19 protein-coding genes and 1 tRNA gene are annotated in these 18295 nt (G+C 31.8%); 6 read left to right on the top strand and 14 right to left on the bottom strand.

Annotated features, from left to right (window positions below; translation table 11 throughout):
• Nucleotides 1–88 precede the first annotated feature (88 nt).
• The 3 genes from DMA14_RS01500 to era form a co-directional block, all read right to left on the bottom strand.
• Complete coding sequence (locus DMA14_RS01500; RefSeq protein WP_111422573.1) at nucleotides 89–2842, bottom strand: outer membrane beta-barrel protein; 2754 nt, start codon at nucleotides 2840–2842, stop codon at nucleotides 89–91.
• Nucleotides 2843–2997: 155 nt separating this feature from the next.
• Nucleotides 2998–4308 carry a ribosome biogenesis GTPase Der gene (gene der, locus DMA14_RS01495; protein WP_111422571.1) on the bottom strand — a complete coding sequence of 437 codons (1311 nt, stop codon included), beginning with the start codon at nucleotides 4306–4308 and terminating at the stop codon, nucleotides 2998–3000.
• A 242-nt stretch (nucleotides 4309–4550) separates the two neighbouring features.
• A complete protein-coding gene (gene era, locus DMA14_RS01490) occupies nucleotides 4551–5432 on the bottom strand; it encodes a GTPase Era (protein WP_111422569.1) in 882 nt (293 codons plus the stop codon).
• A 117-nt stretch (nucleotides 5433–5549) separates the two neighbouring features.
• Here era and DMA14_RS01485 point away from each other — a divergent pair.
• A tRNA-Met gene (locus tag DMA14_RS01485) sits at nucleotides 5550–5622 on the top strand.
• 227 nt (nucleotides 5623–5849) lie between these two features.
• On the opposite strand, the gene DMA14_RS01480 is transcribed toward DMA14_RS01485, so the two are convergent.
• The 4 genes from DMA14_RS01480 to DMA14_RS01465 form a co-directional block, all read right to left on the bottom strand.
• The gene (locus tag DMA14_RS01480) at nucleotides 5850–6644 is read right to left on the bottom strand and encodes a hypothetical protein (RefSeq protein WP_238989904.1); all 795 of its coding nucleotides are present in this window, start codon (nucleotides 6642–6644) and stop codon (nucleotides 5850–5852) included.
• Nucleotides 6645–6977: 333 nt separating this feature from the next.
• Nucleotides 6978–7478, bottom strand: a complete 501-nt coding sequence (locus DMA14_RS01475) for an anthrone oxygenase family protein (RefSeq protein ID WP_111422565.1) — start codon at nucleotides 7476–7478, stop codon at nucleotides 6978–6980.
• A 1-nt stretch (nucleotide 7479) separates the two neighbouring features.
• Entirely contained in the window at nucleotides 7480–8106 is a 627-nt protein-coding gene (locus DMA14_RS01470; protein WP_111422564.1) for an NAD(P)-dependent oxidoreductase, read from the bottom strand.
• 80 nt (nucleotides 8107–8186) lie between these two features.
• A complete protein-coding gene (locus DMA14_RS01465) occupies nucleotides 8187–8957 on the bottom strand; it encodes a helix-turn-helix domain-containing protein (RefSeq protein WP_111422562.1) in 771 nt (256 codons plus the stop codon).
• 235 nt (nucleotides 8958–9192) lie between these two features.
• On the opposite strand from DMA14_RS01465, the gene DMA14_RS01460 reads away from it, so the two are divergent.
• A complete protein-coding gene (locus DMA14_RS01460) occupies nucleotides 9193–9957 on the top strand; it encodes a ThuA domain-containing protein (protein WP_111422561.1) in 765 nt (254 codons plus the stop codon).
• 67 nt (nucleotides 9958–10024) lie between these two features.
• On the opposite strand, the gene DMA14_RS01455 is transcribed toward DMA14_RS01460, so the two are convergent.
• The 7 genes from DMA14_RS01455 to DMA14_RS01430 all read right to left on the bottom strand — a co-directional run bounded on the left by DMA14_RS01455 (nucleotide 10025) and on the right by DMA14_RS01430 (nucleotide 15242).
• Nucleotides 10025–10576, bottom strand: a complete 552-nt coding sequence (locus DMA14_RS01455; protein WP_111422560.1) for a GNAT family N-acetyltransferase — start codon at nucleotides 10574–10576, stop codon at nucleotides 10025–10027.
• Between the two features lie 105 nt (nucleotides 10577–10681).
• Nucleotides 10682–11149 carry a CPBP family intramembrane glutamic endopeptidase gene (locus tag DMA14_RS01450; RefSeq protein WP_111422558.1) on the bottom strand — a complete coding sequence of 156 codons (468 nt, stop codon included), beginning with the start codon at nucleotides 11147–11149 and terminating at the stop codon, nucleotides 10682–10684.
• 378 nt (nucleotides 11150–11527) lie between these two features.
• On the bottom strand, nucleotides 11528–11683 hold the full coding sequence (locus tag DMA14_RS22700; protein ID WP_157957641.1) for a hypothetical protein: 156 nt from the start codon (nucleotides 11681–11683) through the stop codon (nucleotides 11528–11530).
• 416 nt (nucleotides 11684–12099) lie between these two features.
• Entirely contained in the window at nucleotides 12100–13431 is a 1332-nt protein-coding gene (locus DMA14_RS01445) for a DUF6734 family protein (protein WP_111422556.1), read from the bottom strand.
• Between the two features lie 189 nt (nucleotides 13432–13620).
• Nucleotides 13621–14418 carry an SDR family NAD(P)-dependent oxidoreductase gene (locus DMA14_RS01440; RefSeq protein ID WP_111422555.1) on the bottom strand — a complete coding sequence of 266 codons (798 nt, stop codon included), beginning with the start codon at nucleotides 14416–14418 and terminating at the stop codon, nucleotides 13621–13623.
• 12 nt (nucleotides 14419–14430) lie between these two features.
• Nucleotides 14431–14763, bottom strand: a complete 333-nt coding sequence (locus DMA14_RS01435; protein WP_111422553.1) for a helix-turn-helix domain-containing protein — start codon at nucleotides 14761–14763, stop codon at nucleotides 14431–14433.
• Nucleotides 14764–14873: 110 nt separating this feature from the next.
• Nucleotides 14874–15242 (bottom strand): AraC family ligand binding domain-containing protein, encoded by a 369-nt coding sequence (locus tag DMA14_RS01430; RefSeq protein WP_157957640.1) that lies wholly within the window; start codon nucleotides 15240–15242, stop codon nucleotides 14874–14876.
• A gap of 398 nt (nucleotides 15243–15640) precedes the next feature.
• Between DMA14_RS01430 and DMA14_RS01425 the strand changes: the two genes are divergently transcribed.
• The 4 genes from DMA14_RS01425 to DMA14_RS01410 all read left to right on the top strand — a co-directional run bounded on the left by DMA14_RS01425 (nucleotide 15641) and on the right by DMA14_RS01410 (nucleotide 18273).
• Entirely contained in the window at nucleotides 15641–16738 is a 1098-nt protein-coding gene (locus DMA14_RS01425) for a Ppx/GppA phosphatase family protein (protein ID WP_111422549.1), read from the top strand.
• Between the two features lie 124 nt (nucleotides 16739–16862).
• Entirely contained in the window at nucleotides 16863–17189 is a 327-nt protein-coding gene (locus DMA14_RS01420; protein ID WP_111422548.1) for an ArsR/SmtB family transcription factor, read from the top strand.
• Between the two features lie 59 nt (nucleotides 17190–17248).
• The gene (locus DMA14_RS01415; protein WP_111422546.1) at nucleotides 17249–17722 is read left to right on the top strand and encodes a DUF6428 family protein; all 474 of its coding nucleotides are present in this window, start codon (nucleotides 17249–17251) and stop codon (nucleotides 17720–17722) included.
• A 131-nt stretch (nucleotides 17723–17853) separates the two neighbouring features.
• Nucleotides 17854–18273 (top strand): arsenate reductase ArsC, encoded by a 420-nt coding sequence (locus DMA14_RS01410; protein ID WP_111422544.1) that lies wholly within the window; start codon nucleotides 17854–17856, stop codon nucleotides 18271–18273.
• Nucleotides 18274–18295: the final 22 nt, after the last annotated feature.

Raw genomic sequence — 18295 nt, 5'->3', positions numbered from 1 at the left:
AATTTGATAGGCATTTTTTTGCAACCTTTAAACCTTTGTCCCTTTGAGCCTTTGCTCCTTAGAACCTTAGTACCTCAGAACCTAAAAATCAAGATCCTCTCTGTCTCCTTCCTCCTTTTTTGCTTTCTGCAAAGTTTCCGATTTTATAGGCTAAAGAAAACATTACATATCGTTTTAAAACTGTATTTTCTTCATCTCTTATTGAGGTTGGCGAAATAGTTCTTGTTGCACTTTGATTCTGATTTAAAACATCATAAACTTTCACTTTAGCATATAATTTTTTATCTAAAAATCCGTACGATAAACTCGTATTCCAAAGGAAGAAATCCTTTTTAAAATCGTCTGAAATGTTCGAATTATAAGTATATCCAAAGTCATTTCCGAATATTAAATTAGCTGGCCAATATGATGTTGTCTGCATATTAATTCTGTGAATCACGTTTGAAGTCGCATCTCTTGAATAGTTTTCATATCTCGTTTCGTTATACGATAAACTATAAGATGGCGCAATCGAAAGCACTTCACCATAATCGTAAGAAGCATAGACACTTGGTGTAACTACAACAGATTTTGCATAATACAGAACAGCATTAGTAAATCCTTTATCAAAATTATAATTACCGCTTAAACGCAAACCGTATCTTAAAGTATGAGCATCTTTTTTAACCTGTTGATTCCAGTTTCCTCCAATCGAAGCCGAATAAGTTCCCGAAATATTCACATAAGTTGTATTTCTTTTTCCGCTATCATCATAAATTGAAGTAGAAACGACATCATTGTTATAGTAATCACCTTTAAGAAATAAACTATATCCTGAACGCGTTCTAAAATCAAAATTCTTAAAATCGATGCCTGCTGTACTTTTCTCAATCGGATTAAGATTTGGATTTCCGATTACACTGTTCAACGGATTATTCAAATCTGCAACTGGCATTAATTGTGTTGCTGACGGAAGCGCATTAGAATAATCGTATTTAAAAGTTAAGTTTTTAGAACGGTTGAATTTGTATCGAAGCTGTGCCGTTCCGTAAGGCAACATATATCTCTTATTCAAATCTGTTGCTTGATTTAAGTAAAAAGAATGATTATCAAACTCTACAATTGATGTTCTTGAATTCACATTCAGCGTAAATTTACTTTTCTGCCAAGTAATACCCACTTTTGGCGTAATAGAATTTTGCTTAGATGTAGTATAATTGGTTAACGATAAATTTAAATCTGAATATTCTTGTGAGGCATCATCAAAATTAAATGTCTTTTGATCATTCATCGAACTCTGCCAATCAAAATCGGTTCCGAAACGCAACCTCAGCGAATCTGTTACTGGCTCTGTATATTCTAAATCAAGGGAATAAGCATCACTTTTAGAAGTATTCTTCGCATTCTGATTTCTTTCGTCATTTGGCTTATTATCTTGATAGAAAATAGTCTCAGAAATATTGATTCCGTTTGAGTCGCTCTTAGTGTTATTATTATTAAAAACCACACTTAAATTTCTCGATTGCTTTTTAAAAGTTTTGTTGAAATTAATACTGTTGGCAAAATTCGTATTCGAACTTTCTGTGTGTGATGTTCCTGTACTTTCGTTTAAAGCATCGCCATTCTCATTTTCAGAAGAAGTCGAGGAAGTAGAATTACTATTTGATTCTGATAAATTCAATTTAGGAGCAAAAACAATCTGCATAGTAGGATTGATTTTGTATTCTAACTCAAAATTGACTTTGTTTCCCGTATTCTCATTCCTAGTTTTAGAATCGGCTTCGGTTAAAATATTTCCTGTTGGCAAAAAACTAAGCTGGTTCGATTTACTTTCATTTTTAGTCACAGCATTTGTAAAGTTGTAACTGCTCATAAATTCCAAATCTTTTGTCCAATCATCAGAATAATTGATTCCAGCCAAAGTAGATTGTGTAATTCCTTTTCCTCCACTGCTAGCGCCTTGGCTGCCACCTTTTGCATTACGTCCGCCTCCCATATTATCAAAAACCTCATCCATAGCAAATCCAGTTGAATTGATATTGTTGGCCGAAGCTAATACACTTATTTTTTGTTTATTCTTAAAAAAATTCATCATTAAACTGCTCTCGTAGCGCTCATCCGAACCATATCCGCCAAGAACTTTTCCGAAATAACCTTTATTTTTTTTCTCGTCAATGGTAATATTTATACTCGAATAATCCGAAGTCGATTCTTGTTTAGCCAATTCTTCCTTTTTGGTTTTAAAATCAGAAACTTGAACTTTTTTGATGATATCAGCTGGAAGATTTTTAATCGCAATAGCACCATCTTTATCAAAAAATGCTTTTCCGTTGACTAAAACCTGATTGACTTCTCGCCCATTTACCGTAATTTTTCCTGTATTATCAACATCAAATCCTGGCAACTGTTTCAATAAAGTTTCCACATTTGCATCTGGACGAACTTTATACGAGCCTGCATTAAACTCTAAAGTGTCTTTTTTAATGGTAATTGGTGGTGCCTCACTTTTAATTACCACTTCATTTAAAACATTAGCATTTTCAAGCAGGTATAATTTACCAAAATCTTTACTTTCTGTAAGCGCTTTTTGCTCTTCAAAATAAGTTTGATATCCTGTATAATTTACTTTTAAGAAAACCGGCTTATCATACTTTTTAGTATTGATGATAAAATTTCCGTTTTTATCGGTTGTAGCATACTCAATAATAGTTGAATCTTTTACAGCTGTAAAATAAACGGTGGCGAGTTCTAGCGGAAGCTGCGAGTTGATATCAACTACAGTTCCTTTAATAACGATATTGTTTTGGGCATTTGCCGAATACACAAAAGCTAAAAACAATAGAAATGAATAAATTTTGGTCATAAAATTGGTTAGTTAGATCAGTAAGACTTAAAAAAACGCAAAAGGTTTAATTGTATTTTTTACATTTATTCAAATATGATGCCAATAAAAAATTGATCTTTTAATTATCTAGACACCAAACATAAAAAAATCCCCTATTCGAGGGGATTCTTTTTTTATTTTTCTCTTATATAAATATCGATCGGAACTCCTGCAAAATCCCATTTTTCACGAATTTTATTCTCCAAGTATCGTTTGTAAGGTTCTTTAACGTATTGCGGCAAATTAGCAAAAAACACAAATTGTGGTGTTTGAGTTGGCAACTGCATACAATATTTAATTTTGACATACTTTCCTTTCATTGCTGGCGGTGGATAAGATTCAATCACCTTCAACATGTATTCGTTGAATTTTGAAGTCGGAATTCTCTGTTTTCTATTTTCGTAAACCTGAACTGTTGCTTCAAGCGCTTTCAATAAACGCTGTTTTGTTAGAGCAGAAACGAATAAAATTGGCACATCTGTAAAAGGCATCAATTCTTTTTTGATTTTCTCTTCGTAATCACGTGTAGACATGGTGTCTTTTTCTACCAAATCCCATTTGTTTACCAAGATTACCACACCTTTACGGTTTTTCTCAGCCAACCAGAAAATACTCTGATCCTGACCTTCAAACCCACGAGTTGCATCAATCACCAAAATACAAATATCAGCATGTTCGATAGCACGCACAGAACGCATTACAGAATAAAACTCTAAATCTTCTTTTACTTTTGCTTTACGACGAATTCCCGCAGTATCAACTAAATTAAATTCGAAACCAAAACGGTCAAATTTAGTATCAATAGCATCACGAGTTGTTCCAGCAATATCTGTCACAATATAACGGTCTTTACCAATCAAAGCGTTGATAAAACTAGATTTTCCAGCATTCGGACGTCCTACAACTGCAAAACGAGGCAAATCTTCTTTAACCTCAACTTCTGGTTTTTCTGGGAAAGCCTCAATTAAAGCATCCAACAAATCTCCTGTTCCGCTTCCTGAGATACTTGCAAACGTAAAATAATCTCCTAAACCAAGATTATAAAACTCAATTGCATCTTTCTCACGCATTGCGTTATCTACTTTATTTACAGCCAATAAAACTGGTTTTGTTACTTTACGAAGTAATTTTGCAACAGTTTCATCCATTGGCGTGATTCCTTCTTCAACATCAACCACAAAAATAATAACATCTGCTTCGTCGATAGCAAGTTCTACCTGTTTACGGATTTCACCTTCAAATACGTCATCACTTCCACGTACGTATCCACCTGTATCAATGACCGAAAACTCTTTTCCGTTCCACTCGCTTTTACCATAGTTTCTATCACGGGTAACCCCAGATACTGAATCTACAATAGCTTCTCTTCTTTGTATCAGCCTATTAAAAAGGGTCGATTTCCCCACATTAGGTCTTCCTACTATCGCAACAATGTTATTACTCATTTTTTTGTTTTTTAGATTTTAGACTTTAGATTTCAGATTCTTAGCTCCCTAAAAACCTAATCACTTATAATCCAAAATGCCTTATTTAATTTTTTTGCAAAGGTAGTTAAAAAAAGTTGCTGAGACGCTAAGTTTCTAAGTACCTAAGATTTTATTATTTTTTGTTTCAAGTTTCAGGTTTCAAGTGCCAAGTTTTATACCTGACGTTTAACTTGAAACCTGAAACTTGAAACAATTATAAACTATTGATTATATCCGAAACGTTTCAGCATATTGGCATTGCTTCTCCAGTTTTTGTTCACTTTTACATAAAGTTCAATGTGAATTTGTTTTCCGAAGAATTTCTCTAAATCAGCTCTTGCATCGGTTCCTACTTTCTTCAAAGCTGCGCCTTTATGTCCAATGATGATTCCTTTTTGCGTATCACGTTCTACCATAATTACAGAACGGATTCTGATAATATTGTCGGTTTCATGAAATTCTTCTGTTACGATTTCTACTGCGTATGGAATTTCTTTAGCGTAATTCAATAAGATTTTCTCACGAATGGTTTCGTTAACAAAGAAACGTTCTGGTTTGTCTGTTAATTGATCTTTAGGGTAATAAGGTGGTGATTCTGGAAGTAATTCGATAATTCTTCCGAAAACTTCTGGAACGTTGAAATTCTGCAAAGCAGAAATTGGGAAAATCTCTGCATTTGGCACTTTCTCTTTCCAGAAAGTAACTTGCTGTTCTAATTGTTCTTGGTTTGAATTGTCAATTTTATTTAAAAGCAATAAAACAGGAATCTTAGCATGAATGATTTTCTTAAAGAAGTCTTCGTCTTTAAGATCCTGCTCACCTATTTCGACCATGTAGATTAAAATGTCAGCATCTTCAAAAGCCGATTTTACAAAGTTCATCATAGATTCCTGCATTTCGTATGCTGGTTTGATGATTCCAGGAGTATCAGACAAAACTAATTGAAAGTCTTCTCCGTTTACAATTCCTAGAATTCTATGACGTGTAGTTTGTGCTTTTGATGTAATGATCGACAATCGTTCTCCAACGAAAGCGTTCATCAATGTTGATTTTCCAACATTTGGATTTCCGATAATATTTACGAAACCTGCTTTATGTGACATTTTTTGCTTTATTTATTTTGCAAAGGTAGTCATATCAACTCAATACAGAAAATAAAACATTTTTTAAAGTTTTCGTTGGATTTCTAAAAAATCGGCGTATCTTTGCACCCGAAACATCGCGGGATAGAGCAGTAGGCAGCTCGTCGGGCTCATAACCCGAAGGTCACAGGTTCGAGTCCTGTTCCCGCTACTAAAGAAAAAAAGCTTCAGAGAAATCTGAAGCTTTTTTTTGTTTTAGACCACTTAAAATGATTTTGCGTTCACGATCTGGACGCTCGCGCCAGCTAGAGAATAGTCGGCTACTAAATCTGAGTTAGAATTTTCAAATCACTATGAAATGATTCGAAAATTGTCCCTTTAGACTACAACAACAAAAGCTTCAGAGAAATCTGAAACTTTTGTCATTATGTGTTTGATTTATTTAAAATGTATTGTTAACGGAACTTTACTAGTAACTTTTATACCCATACTTTTTGCTGGAATCCATTTTGTATTTAAAATGAATTCCTTAAGTTTTTTTGTATAATAAGATGAGTATTTATAATTTCCTTCATTTTGAAATTTTAGTTCAATATCTATATTGGTTACCGTACCATCTTTATGCAATATAAAGTCCGCCGAAATCCAAGAATACTTATCATTTTCTTTTCTAAATTCAAAATCTTCGGGATATTTTGCAATTTTTAAAAAATCGTTTTTATAATTTTTAAAAAAGTCCTCATAACACTTATCATTTGGATATCTTGATATGGTATCACATTCTTCAAAAGCATAAACTTTGTTTAGATTATTTTCTACATATTGTTTTTCAGCAATAGTTCGTAAAGAATCTATGAATTTTTTTCCATATCGTTTGTCTATTTCTTGTCGCATTTTACGTGCGTAACAATTTTGTAATTCACCTGGAACCGTACAGTAATAAGAAGCAGAACCGATACCAATATTATAGTTCGAAAGTAATTTGTTCATTTCTTCATTACTTCGATATTGCACTACCATTCCAAAATAATGAAAATAAGTTAATTTATTTTGTTTAATATCTTTTTCGGCATTTTTAGTTTCTATCTTGCAAATTGAATCCCAATATTTATTTTCTGTGTCAAGCCCAACTCTTTCTTCCTTTGGAGTTAGATTTGTTTTAGCTTGATTTTGAGAAGTTGATTTTCCACAACTAACTAGAATCAGAAATATTACAGAATATATTATTTTCATTTGTTTCATTTTTTTTGTAAAACATTGCCCAACTTATTTATTTACGCGACAAAACCATCCAAATTCAGGTAGATACACATGATGAGCTTCACGCATTATTTATTTTCAAATTTATTATTTTCCCATTATAAATAATTAAAAATATTTTTAATTTGATTGATACTTTTCGGAACTTATGTAAAGGGCTATACAAACAAAAAACATAGAAAAAATTAAGATGCACATACTAAAATACTTTAATAATCCAAGATAATTAAATGCTCGCTGCTACAAAAAAACACCACTTCTACAAGTGGTGTCTTTTTGCTTATATCAATTTATTTTTATTTAGCATCAATTACTTTTTAATTTATGCCCATTATAAACACAGGCTAAAATAACGAAAAACACGCTACATAAGGATGATAGGGATCTAATATCATTCCAAAAATTCCAACGGCCTTCGAAAATATTTCTCATTTGCTTCACACTTGCGCTTGAGGCATTTGTAAGTTCAAATAACTCCAGCTTATTATTCAGAGGAACGTTTACAAACACTGTTACAGCAAATACACCAAGTGAATAAAATACAGTAGCTATAATGAGCAACAGAAAAGATTGCTTTTTGTAGTGCAGAAAACTGGTAATTGGGAGCATAATCAACGTTCCGAAAAAACAAATGAAAAATGGAATATTCTGAATCTCTCGATTGATGTTCTGCATGGCATTTAGAAATTCCTTATCGTTTAGTTTTCCCAATCCCAAACTCACCGAAATCGAGTACGAAAAGAAAAGCCCAGCCATTAATGCTGTTATCGTTGCCGTAATAATTAATAGAATGTTTGATGCTCTCATTTTAATTGGAAATACTAACGGTTCTTTTTAAATATTCATTTGTATCTAGCTGACGAATCATAAAATCGGCAACTTCCTTACGGGCAATTTTTAGATTGAGTTTTTTATAATTTCCGTCAAAACCTATTCGATACGTATTGGTAATTTGGTCATCTGTAAAAGCACTTGGCCTAACAATTGTATAATCCAAATTACTGTCCAAAATATATTTTTCTTGCAATTTATGATCTTGAAATGCTTTTTTTAGCAACATTCCGAACATAATATGTTTCCAGATAAAATTAAGATTTCCATAGCTTTCACCCAAGCCGAGCGTCGTTTGGCAAATCAATCTCTTTGATCCTTTTTTTCTCATGGCCTCAATAATTTTTTTTGTTCCTTCTGCACGTATTTTGCCTTTTCTACCATCGCCTAAAGCACAAAAAACTGCTTCTTGACCATGCAACGCGTTTTCAACATCATTCAAACTCAAAACATCCCCTACATGAATATGAAGGTTAGGATGAGAAATGTTTTGCAGTTTTTGGGGATCACGAACAAAAGCTGTTACTTCATCACCATTTTTTAATGCTTGTTTTACGATTTCAATGCCAACTGTACCTGTGGCTCCAAAGATTATTACTTTCATTTTGTATCAATTTTTAAGATTAGTGATACAAAATTGCAATAGATAAATGTCCTAAAATAGAATAAAAGCGACAGTGATTATTATTTCTCAAATAATTTTGGAGTTTTACCAGTAAAAGCTTTAAAAACTCTTATGAAATGAGATTGATCTGAAAAACCATTTTGATACACAATGTCGGTATGTTTTTCATAATCTTTAACCGTCAATTGATCCAATGAGGCTTGAAATTGGATAATCTTAGCAAACTGTTTAGGAGTAAGACCTGTTTCGGCCAGAAATCTTCGCTCAAAGGTGCGAATATTGAACTTTAGCTTACTGGCAATCGAGCGTATACTTTCCTGACCTTTTGTTTGAAAGATACATTCTATGCCTTGCCGTATTTCAAAATCAAGGTTTTCCTTTTTCTTTTCAAAGTACCGTAAAAGCAATTTTGATATAATTTCAATTTTATCTTTTGCGCTTTCACTCGATTCCAATTGTTTTTTAAGCCATCTTATATCTTCCTCAGTATCATCAAAGTAATAGCAATTATCATTTATGCTCTGGGGCAGGATATCAAAAAATGTCTTTAAGACAAAGGGATACAACTGAAAAACGATAATAAGAAATGCGCCCGAAATCTCAAGTTCAATTGGTAGAATTGTTTGTCCGTAGAGAAAAACTTCTGGCATCTTTTTATCATGAGGCTTTACAATCAATCCGCGATCAGTTTGCTGAAACATTAAACCCGGACAGCCATCTGCAAAAAAAGGCAATGTAGTATCTGTATTTTTATCTTCATTTTCAAACACCCATATGTTTTTCACAAAAAGCGAAATAGAGTCTTCGGGAACAATATTTTGATAGTTCATATTATTGTGATTACCAATTTTAGAATAATTGTTAATGAGATTTTATATATCAAATATCTGAAAAATTTTTAAAACGCAAATTTCGAGGCATTTGCAAAACTTTTCAATTGTCGACAGAAGTAATACCAATAGCAATCTGTACCGATTATTCAGAACTAGCCATTTTGTAATAGCCTAAAAAAGGCGCTCTGCAGAAATATTTTTTCTCTATCTTCCCCAAATAAAACTTTCCAAAATGAACCACCTGTTTTCGATAAAAAAATCTTTTTTATTCAGTTTCATTGTACTAACAAGCTATTTCTTGGTTTCTTTTCACATAAAAACCGAAGAACAGACTACTTCTTATAAAACCAAAAAAGTTCTGATTTTTTCTAAAACTAATGGTTTCAGACATGAAAGCATTCCTGCCGGAATTGCAGCGATAAAAAAATTGGGACAGGAAAATCATTTTATTGTAGACGCTACTGAAGACTCTCTGGCAATTAATTCAAAAAACTTAAAACAATATCGAGCTGTTATATTTTTAAGTGCCTCAGGTCATGTTTTAGACGAAAATCAAAAAATGGCTTTGCAAAAATTTATACAAAACGGAAATGGTTTTGTTGGCATTCATTCGGCCACAAACTGCGAACCAGACTGGTCTTGGTACACACAAATGATTGGCGGAATTTTTGAAGGACACCCTGAGCCACAGAATGCTAAACTTATAATTGTAAACCATGAACATCCGTCTACAAAGCATCTTCCTGCAATCTGGGAACGAAAAGACGAATGGTACAATTTTAAATATTTAAACCCAAACGTAAATGTGCTTATAAAAATTGACGAGTCTTCATATAAAGGCGGTAAACATAGTGATAATCATCCCTTGGCATGGTATCACGAGTATGATGGCGGCAGAGCATTTTACACTGCTCTAGGACACAGCCCTGAAAGTTACAGTGACCCTCTTTTTGTACAGCATTTACTTGGGGGAATTACTTATGCTATAGGAATGTAAGCTTTATACGAATGTACAGATAAAGAAAAGCTTCAGCGAAATCTGAAGCTTTTCTTTATTTGATTTCTTATACAGACTTTATTAAATTATCTTTGATTTTAGCATAAATATCAAGACTTATAAACTTGCCATTTTTAATTTCACAGTCTTTCATAGTTCCTTCGTACTGAAAGTCAAGTTTAGCCATTACGCTTTTACAATTCTTATTTTCTGTCTCAACAAATGCTTCAATTCTGTTAAGTTTTAAATTATCAAATCCATAATTGCAAATTAACGGTATTGCTTCTTTGATAATTCCATATCCCCAAAAATCTGGAATTAACCAAAAACCGATTTCTGCTTTTTTATGTTCTTTACTTAAATTATTTAATCCCGCCGCTCCGTAGAATGTTTTATTGTCAGCAGAGCAAATAGCAAACCAAATTCCTGTCTCGTTTTTTTCAAGGTCAGCAAAAAAAATCATTTGTTCTTTTGTTGCTTCCAATGTTTGAAAACTCACTCCATAATATTTAATAACTTCTGGATGTGAAAGCCCTTTGAAAACATTTTCAAGATCACTATCTGCAAATTGTCTCAGCAAAAGTCTTTCGGTTTTTATAGTTGGAAATTCTTTTTTCATGATTATTATTCGTTTCTGACCATTAGCTTTCTAGGCCAAAATCATCCTACATTCTTTAAGTGCTACCAAAATATTTTTCAAATAAAAACTCTTTTGACAATTAAATTAAGCTAAATAATATTTGCTAATAAAAACTATTCCATTATAAATTATGTGCGTCACTAATGGCAATAATATTGCATTTTTTTGATTCTTGCCCCTGACATATAAAAAAGCAAACAAAAGCCCTCCTACAAAGGCATATAAAAAATAAAAAATATTATATAAATGGAATGATGCAAAGACAAATGCTGATAAAAAGCAACAATATATTAATTTGATTTTTATACTTTTTAAAATTTCAATAACAGCATACTGAAATAGTAAAGTTTCGATGAGAGGAGCAGCTATAACAAATAAAACAATTTTTTCTTTAATTGTATAATGATAATTAAACCCCTTATTTAAAGAAATATCAAAAAGATTTGAAATAACCGAAAAGAGGTAATTATTTGTAAAATTTAGAAGAATTATAAGCAATATTAGTTCCCACTGCTTAAGTCCAAATACAATATTTTTTATTCTTGAGATCATTTAATATAGTGAAACCTTTAATTATTTATTTCTAATGAGTTGCAAAATACAGTGCTTCACCAAAAACTTTTCCAAAAAAATAAAACATTAAAGTAAACAGTATACTAATATAAATTATAATGAATAGTTTTTTATGCTTCTTACCTAAAAGAAGATTATCAATACTAGGTTCTTTTTTCATTTCTTAATTACTTTTAACAATTTTAGTGATTCCAACTTTTTAATATTTTTTTTCCCTTTTAGCATATAACATTATAGCCTTCATAACAAATAAGCCTAAGGCAGAACATTAATATGAAAAACACTTTCCAATTAAAAAAACTGCTGACAATTATGCCAGCAGTTTAATCAATTATTATGATATTACAATCTGCTTAATTAGCACTTATAATATTTACCAGACTCATAATCAAAGCATAGATTAGGGTATTGATAACCTCCCATAGTTTGTTTTAACTCTTTTTCAGTCAGTTTTTGCACATCACTTGGAGTAAATTTTTTAATTTCTGTGTTTTTTGCGGTTTTTTTAAACATAACTTAGTAATTTAAATTAATTAATATTTTCCAATAATTTAAAGACATTTGGAATCTCTGTCAATTCCTGCGCAGGACTTTTTTTTTATTTCTTTTAGAATGAAACCAAAATCACTTTGCTCAGATATTAGCTCCTTTTCAGCAAAGAATATTATATTTTTGAACTTAATATTTTAAAAAAAAATATGGAATTAAATCTATCATAGACTATCTATTTGGACTTGTATTCATAAAACCACAACTCTACTCACAAATATTATTTTTTATAACGACATTTTCTTACGGAAAACCACATTTACATAAAAATTTAACATTTATAATAGTTTTACAACACATTAAAACCTGAAAAAACCGCAATAAAAACAAGACATAATCAAAATATTTAACAAATATTATTTTTTATTTTTATTATAAAATCACCTATAAATAGCAATTATTTTCAAAACAATATAGTTAGTTAGCTTACTGTTTAAAAGAATCAGAATATCTTTTTTTGCCTCTTCTGAATCATAATCGAAATGAAGCAACATTTCAGAAATAAAATCTGAATATCGAATTCCTTGCTCAATTTCAGATAAAGCAATTTCATCTAAATTGTCCAATTCATATTTTTTAGATACTTCATTAAGCTCTTTTATTTCCAAAAAAGACGCTTCTTCCTCATCCTGTCCAATAACGACATCAAAACCCTTAAGTAGCACGATATTAAAATCTTCTTTGTCTAGTAAACTTCTAAAGTAATTTGGTAAAGCTTCGGTGTATAGATCTCTTCTCAGGAGATAATTGTCATCAAGAAACTTTTTATTTCTTAGTTCATAATCAAAATCTGAAATCAATTCTTCAACTTTCTCTTTATTAAGAAATTCGATTTCATTTTGATTTCCTTCCGCCTCATTAATTAAGGTTGCCATTTTCGAGTAGCATTCAGGATAGTTTCTCATAACATAAATTTCCATCGCTTTACATACGGCAGGGTTTCTTTTATATTCGCCTAGCAAATGTAAGTACTTCTTTTCGGGCACATCCTGAAACTCTGCAAAGCCATCATAGTAACCATCATTATATACTTCGTCAAACAGAAACTCAAGTTTTACCCCCCTATTTTGAGCATATTGATAAAACAAAATTTGTTCGAAAAATAAATTAAAATTATGGCAGTTAATTTTTGGTGATATGGCTATATTTTTATCTAAAAAATCAATGCTAATTTTGGAATACTGCTTAAAAAAATCAATATCATTTCCTCCTACAACTCCCATATTGCAAGCAAAATTGTTTGGCGTCTTATGGTATTTCTCCATTTCAACCGGCATATACAGGAGTTCTGGCGAAATTTTGTCCCACATTTTAGTATAATTATCAGCAGTAATTTCTAAATTTTGTGTAAGTACAGCGGCATTTTGAAATTTAGTTTCCAAAGATTCCCATACAAAAACATCTCCGTCAACATGCAAAAAAGGTTCGTTCAGCATCTGATATACTTTAATTTTAGAAACAGCCCATAAATCTTTAGGATAATTATTTAAATCATCTAAAACTACATGAACTTTGGTATAAGGCAGATTCAATTTTTCAATTAAAATTTCATATCCAAAACGATCTGTATAAAGTTCAACTTCTTCATGAAATTTCACTAATTGATGACAGCTTAAAATCCAACTCAGCCAATTATATTTATAAGAACTCCAGCCATAATTGCGTGTTAAATCAGTTAAATTTCCAGACCAAAAGCTTTGTATTATTTTCATTTAAAGATGATGCTAAAAAATTATTATGTGCAATATAACCTAATTGCTTGTAAGTTTTTTACGGCATCCCGTACACCATAATAATTCTTGTTACTAAAAAAGCTCCAGAGAAATCTGAAGCTTTTTTGCTTGGATAAATTCAATCGTACTAATGGTATAGATTTTATTAGAAAATTCCAGAAATATACTTTACATGCATTTAATGGTACCGCCATCTACTCTAATAGTAGCTCCGCTAATGTAATTGGCATAAGTACTGCAGAGATACGCGACGGTTCCAGCAATTTCCTCAGGTTCTCCAAAACGTCCAGTATCATTTGGAATTAGTTGTTGAACAGCCTTAGATTTTATTTCATCTAAATCTGTCCCCCAATTAAACTTAGGTGCAGCATTTACAAGCCAATCTTCAACCATAGGGTTAATAATTGCTCCAGGAGACACAATATTTGAGGTTATTCCGGTTTCTTGCAATGATCTTGCTAACGAAATAGAAAGGTTATGCCTTGCAGCAAGGGTCGCATTATAATGTGGCTGCTCCTTAATAGGCTGTATGCCTAGCCCTCCACCGATATGAATAACTCGTCCCCAACCTAATGTTTTCATTTGTGGCACTACACGTTGAATCATTCTTACATATGAAACCACATTGTTGTTATAAATTTCAGACCAATCATCTGTTGTCGCCTCACCCCAAGATTTATGCGATGTTGCGCCGGCGTTATTAATTAAAATATCAATTTGACCATTTTTAAGCGCTGCAGAAGCAACGTCATCAGCTCCTTTATCGGTACTAAGGTCTCCTAAAGCTATTTCTGCCTTTCCGCCATTGTTGATAATTTCCTGACACACAACATTGGCACGATCTTCATTCCTACCATGAACAATAACGGTCGCTCCTTCATTTGCCAACATTTTAACTATTGATTCTCCAAGTCCCGAACTCGAACCCGTAACAAGCGCTCTTTTTCCTTTTAATTTTAAATCCATTTTATGTGTAAATTAGTTGTTGTTATTCGTATGTAAAGGCGACATCCCAAACTCTTTTTTATAGGCATAAGAGAAATGAGACATATTAGCAAAGCCGATTTCTAAGTAGATATCGCTTGGACGCTGCTTGCAATTTTCTATTAAATATTTTGCTTCAGAAAGCCGTTTTTTAGTAAGCCATCTGCTTGGAGTAATCTTAAACAATTTCGCAAAATCCCTTTTGAAACCTGACAAACTGCGCCCTGTAAGGAATGCAAATTTTTCTAACGAAACATTGTATCTATAATGACCATTCATAAACCCTTCCAAATCCAATTTTCCAGGCTCGTTAAATTCAAACAGCATTTGCTTAATTTCAGGATCGGCATCTGCAAGTATTAAAACCAGTTCCTTAATTTTAATCCGTAAAATTTCATTATCAATATCTTTTCTTTGCCCATATTCATTTAATAGAGTTACAGATTTTTCAGCATATTATTTGCCTTTATAATCTTTACCCCTTCACCATGAAACCTTTCTGATTTGAATCCAAATTCTTTTGAAATTTCTTTAAGAGTATTTTGGTCAAAATGAACAGCTATAGACTTAAATCCGTCAGATTCTGTATGCTTAATTGATTTTGTTAATTGATTTCTTCTAAAGAATCGGTAATCGCCAGCAGTAAACGTGTATTTCTTATATCCTATCCAAACATCATGTCTGCCACTTATGATATAGCTAAAGATGTGATCGGACACAAAGGCTTCGTTTTCAACATTCGTTCCCGAATAGAAGTTTTGCATGAGCTTTGGCTCTGAAAGAATTTGATCTTTTTTTGATTCCATTTTCTCTTCATTTTTATCTGATACAAATTTCCCAAATATTTTAATCGGCAAGTTTGTTCAAACGTCCAAATTCATTTGTTCTTTCTAGAAAACAGTTTCTTAGTAAATTGTTTAGCTATTTGAAGACATCAGCTATCAAACAAAAAAGCTTCAGATTTCTCTGAAGCTTTTTTTATAAATATACTTTCTCGAAATAAAACCCGTTATTACTTTACAATAATTTAATGTCACGTTTTCTTAATTACTGATTTTATATTATTAAATGTTTTCTTAAATTCGCAATTCCGTAATGAAATCATTTGTTTTCATTCTAAAATTGTGATTTTCACATAAATACCACCAAAAAGAAACTTTATAATTCTTAAAAACAAATTATATTATAACTACAATTCAACACAATGCTTAAAAAACACAACCCCAAATTTTTATTTTTTACCCTTTTAACATTATTTTTTTCTGTTACTTCATTCTCGCAAAAAAATATTTATGCTGGAATTGAAATTGGCCGAAGAGCAATCAAAGTTTCTGTTATTGATGTGAGCAACATCAGAAAAGCGGATTACAAAATCCTTTCTTTCTGGACTGAGAGAATTCCTTTTGCTGACCATATTGACTCAAAAGGTGAACTTACTCAAGAAGACATCACAAAAACTAGCTTGACGGTTACAAACCAATTGCAAAAAATTAAAGCTGAGAATAAAATTCTTGAAGAAAATATCTTTGTTGTAGCGGCTCCAGTTTTTGCATCTGCTCGCAACATTGATGTTCTAAAAAACAAAATTGCTATTTTAACTGGTAAACAGTTAGAAATATTAGAGGTTAACGAAGAAGCAAAAACACTTGTAAAAGGTGCAATACCACCTGTAGATTTTGCTAATGCTTTCCTTCTTGACATTGGTGCTCAAACTACAAAGGGAGGTTATATCGACGAACTTAAAGATGGTAAATTAGAGTTTGTTCCTTTAGAACTTAGTTTCGGAACAATGACGCTTACTGATGCTGTTGAAAAAACAGTGGTAAATAAAAGTCAGGTAAATGATATGTCTACTTATCAGGAAAAGTCTTTTGACTATAATGTAATTCTACGTAAAAAAACTAAAGAGTTATTTGATGCTAATCCTCCTTTAGCAAAAAAGAATAAACTATACTTATCTGGTGGTGCTGTTTGGGCATTTTCAACTCTTTTTTATGATGAAAATGCGAATAAAGAGCATTATGTTGCTTTAACTCTTCAGGATGTTATCGACTATGATGCTGTTCTTAAAAACAACTTTGGTAAATTTACTAACCTTGCAAAAACAAACAAAGAAGCTGCTAGAGTTTTGAGCACTTACGATCAAAAGTATTTGATTTCGGCAAACAATATTCTTGTAACTTGTCTTGAAAGTATTCCAGATTTGGCAACAAAGAAAGTTTACTTTGTAAAAGAAGGACAGGTAATCTGGTTAATCTCTTACATCGCAGATCGTTCGAAAAAGATAAATACTAATTTCTAAAAAAGTATTTTTCAATATTATAGAGCCTCAGAGAAATCTGGGGCTTTTTTATTTTAAATTAATCAATCAAAAATTGCATCTTTTAAAATTAATATCGTAATATTGCAATATTAATATATTCAACATGGGAGCAACTAAAACTGAACATTTTACAGACGCGCAAAATAAAATTGCTACAATTGCTAAAGCATTGGGGCATCCTGCAAGAATTGCTATTATCGAATATTTACTTAAAGTGAATGAATGTATTTGCGGAGATATTGTAAATGAACTGCCTCTTGCCCAGCCTACAGTTTCTCAACATTTAAAAGAGTTGAAAAATGCAGGAATCATTAAAGGAAATATTTCTGGAAATGCAATTTGCTATTGTATCGATGAAAAAACAATCGGTATTTTAAACTCCTATTTTTTAAACATCACACAAACTATTTCAAAATCAAAATGTTGCTAAAACATTTTTTTTGACAAACCATATCGCAATATTGCAATTAACAAATAAATAAGAACAAGATGAAATTATCAGAAGTAAAACAGATTTTACCAACATTAGATAATGTTGAATTTCAATTAGAAAACGGAACTTTTGTACCAGAACATTTTCATGTGACAGAAGTTGGAGTCGTTACCAAAAACTTTATTGATTGTGGCGGAGTAATCAGAAATGAAAAAGCAGTAAACTTTCAGCTTTGGGATGCTAACGATTTTGAGCATCGTTTAAAACCTAATAAATTATTACACATTATTCAATTGTCTGAAGATAAATTAAACATCGAAGATTTAGAAATTGAAGTGGAATATCAAAATGCTACAATTGGAAAATATGATTTAGAATTTAACGGACAAACTTTTGTCCTAAAAAACAAAACAACAGCTTGTCTAGCACAAGATTCTTGCGGTATTCCAACAGAAAAGCAAAAAGTTAATCTCACTCAATTAACCAATGATGCTGCTTCCTGCTGCACACCAGATTCAGGATGTTGCTAAAAAATGAAAGAACAAATCTTTAAATACAAGAAACCAATTATAATAACTACTTCTGTTATTTTACTGCAGCTCCTTTTCGGTTTTGAACCAAAATTCTGCATCATAAATATCATTTGGCTATTTGTTTAATTATGAAAAAGAAAATATTAATACTCTGCACAGGAAATAGCTGCAGAAGTCAGATTGCTGAAGGTTACATGAAGTTTTTTGCTGGAAATAAAGCTGAGGTTTACAGCGCGGGTGTAGAAACTCATGGCGTTAACCCAAAAGCTATTTCGATAATGAAAGAGGACGGAATAGATATTTCAAATCATACATCGAATAATATTGATGAATATACTCATATCGATTTTGATTTTGTGATTACAGTCTGTGATAATGCTAAAGAGCGATGCCCGTTTTTTCCAACCAACGCTGTTAAATATCATTACAACTTTCCTGATCCTGCAAAAGCAACAGGAACAGATTCTGAAATTATGGAGCAATTTAGAACTGTGCGAGAGCTGATAAAAGAGTATTGCAAAAACTTTGTGGCAGAAAACTTAGCATAACAAAAAGCTTCAGAACAATCTG

Source organism: Flavobacterium sharifuzzamanii (assembly GCF_003254585.1).
GTDB classification, from domain to species: domain Bacteria; phylum Bacteroidota; class Bacteroidia; order Flavobacteriales; family Flavobacteriaceae; genus Flavobacterium; species Flavobacterium sharifuzzamanii.
The sequence above is the reverse complement of the archived record's forward strand: the minus strand, read 5'-3'. Positions and strand labels throughout refer to the sequence as shown.

Coding starts and splice junctions, on each gene's coding strand:
- DMA14_RS01500 (WP_111422573.1), bottom strand. CDS start 2,842: ATGACCAAAATTTATTCATTTCTATTGTTTTTAGCTTTTGTGTATTCG.
- der (WP_111422571.1), bottom strand. CDS start 4,308: ATGAGTAATAACATTGTTGCGATAGTAGGAAGACCTAATGTGGGGAAA.
- era (WP_111422569.1), bottom strand. CDS start 5,432: ATGTCACATAAAGCAGGTTTCGTAAATATTATCGGAAATCCAAATGTT.
- DMA14_RS01480 (WP_238989904.1), bottom strand. CDS start 6,644: ATGAAAATAATATATTCTGTAATATTTCTGATTCTAGTTAGTTGTGGA.
- DMA14_RS01475 (WP_111422565.1), bottom strand. CDS start 7,478: ATGAGAGCATCAAACATTCTATTAATTATTACGGCAACGATAACAGCA.
- DMA14_RS01470 (WP_111422564.1), bottom strand. CDS start 8,106: ATGAAAGTAATAATCTTTGGAGCCACAGGTACAGTTGGCATTGAAATC.
- DMA14_RS01465 (WP_111422562.1), bottom strand. CDS start 8,957: ATGAACTATCAAAATATTGTTCCCGAAGACTCTATTTCGCTTTTTGTG.
- DMA14_RS01460 (WP_111422561.1), top strand. CDS start 9,193: ATGAACCACCTGTTTTCGATAAAAAAATCTTTTTTATTCAGTTTCATT.
- DMA14_RS01455 (WP_111422560.1), bottom strand. CDS start 10,576: ATGAAAAAAGAATTTCCAACTATAAAAACCGAAAGACTTTTGCTGAGA.
- DMA14_RS01450 (WP_111422558.1), bottom strand. CDS start 11,149: ATGATCTCAAGAATAAAAAATATTGTATTTGGACTTAAGCAGTGGGAA.
- DMA14_RS22700 (WP_157957641.1), bottom strand. CDS start 11,683: ATGTTTAAAAAAACCGCAAAAAACACAGAAATTAAAAAATTTACTCCA.
- DMA14_RS01445 (WP_111422556.1), bottom strand. CDS start 13,431: ATGAAAATAATACAAAGCTTTTGGTCTGGAAATTTAACTGATTTAACA.
- DMA14_RS01440 (WP_111422555.1), bottom strand. CDS start 14,418: ATGGATTTAAAATTAAAAGGAAAAAGAGCGCTTGTTACGGGTTCGAGT.
- DMA14_RS01435 (WP_111422553.1), bottom strand. CDS start 14,763: ATGCTGTTTGAATTTAACGAGCCTGGAAAATTGGATTTGGAAGGGTTT.
- DMA14_RS01430 (WP_157957640.1), bottom strand. CDS start 15,242: ATGGAATCAAAAAAAGATCAAATTCTTTCAGAGCCAAAGCTCATGCAA.
- DMA14_RS01425 (WP_111422549.1), top strand. CDS start 15,641: ATGCTTAAAAAACACAACCCCAAATTTTTATTTTTTACCCTTTTAACA.
- DMA14_RS01420 (WP_111422548.1), top strand. CDS start 16,863: ATGGGAGCAACTAAAACTGAACATTTTACAGACGCGCAAAATAAAATT.
- DMA14_RS01415 (WP_111422546.1), top strand. CDS start 17,249: ATGAAATTATCAGAAGTAAAACAGATTTTACCAACATTAGATAATGTT.
- DMA14_RS01410 (WP_111422544.1), top strand. CDS start 17,854: ATGAAAAAGAAAATATTAATACTCTGCACAGGAAATAGCTGCAGAAGT.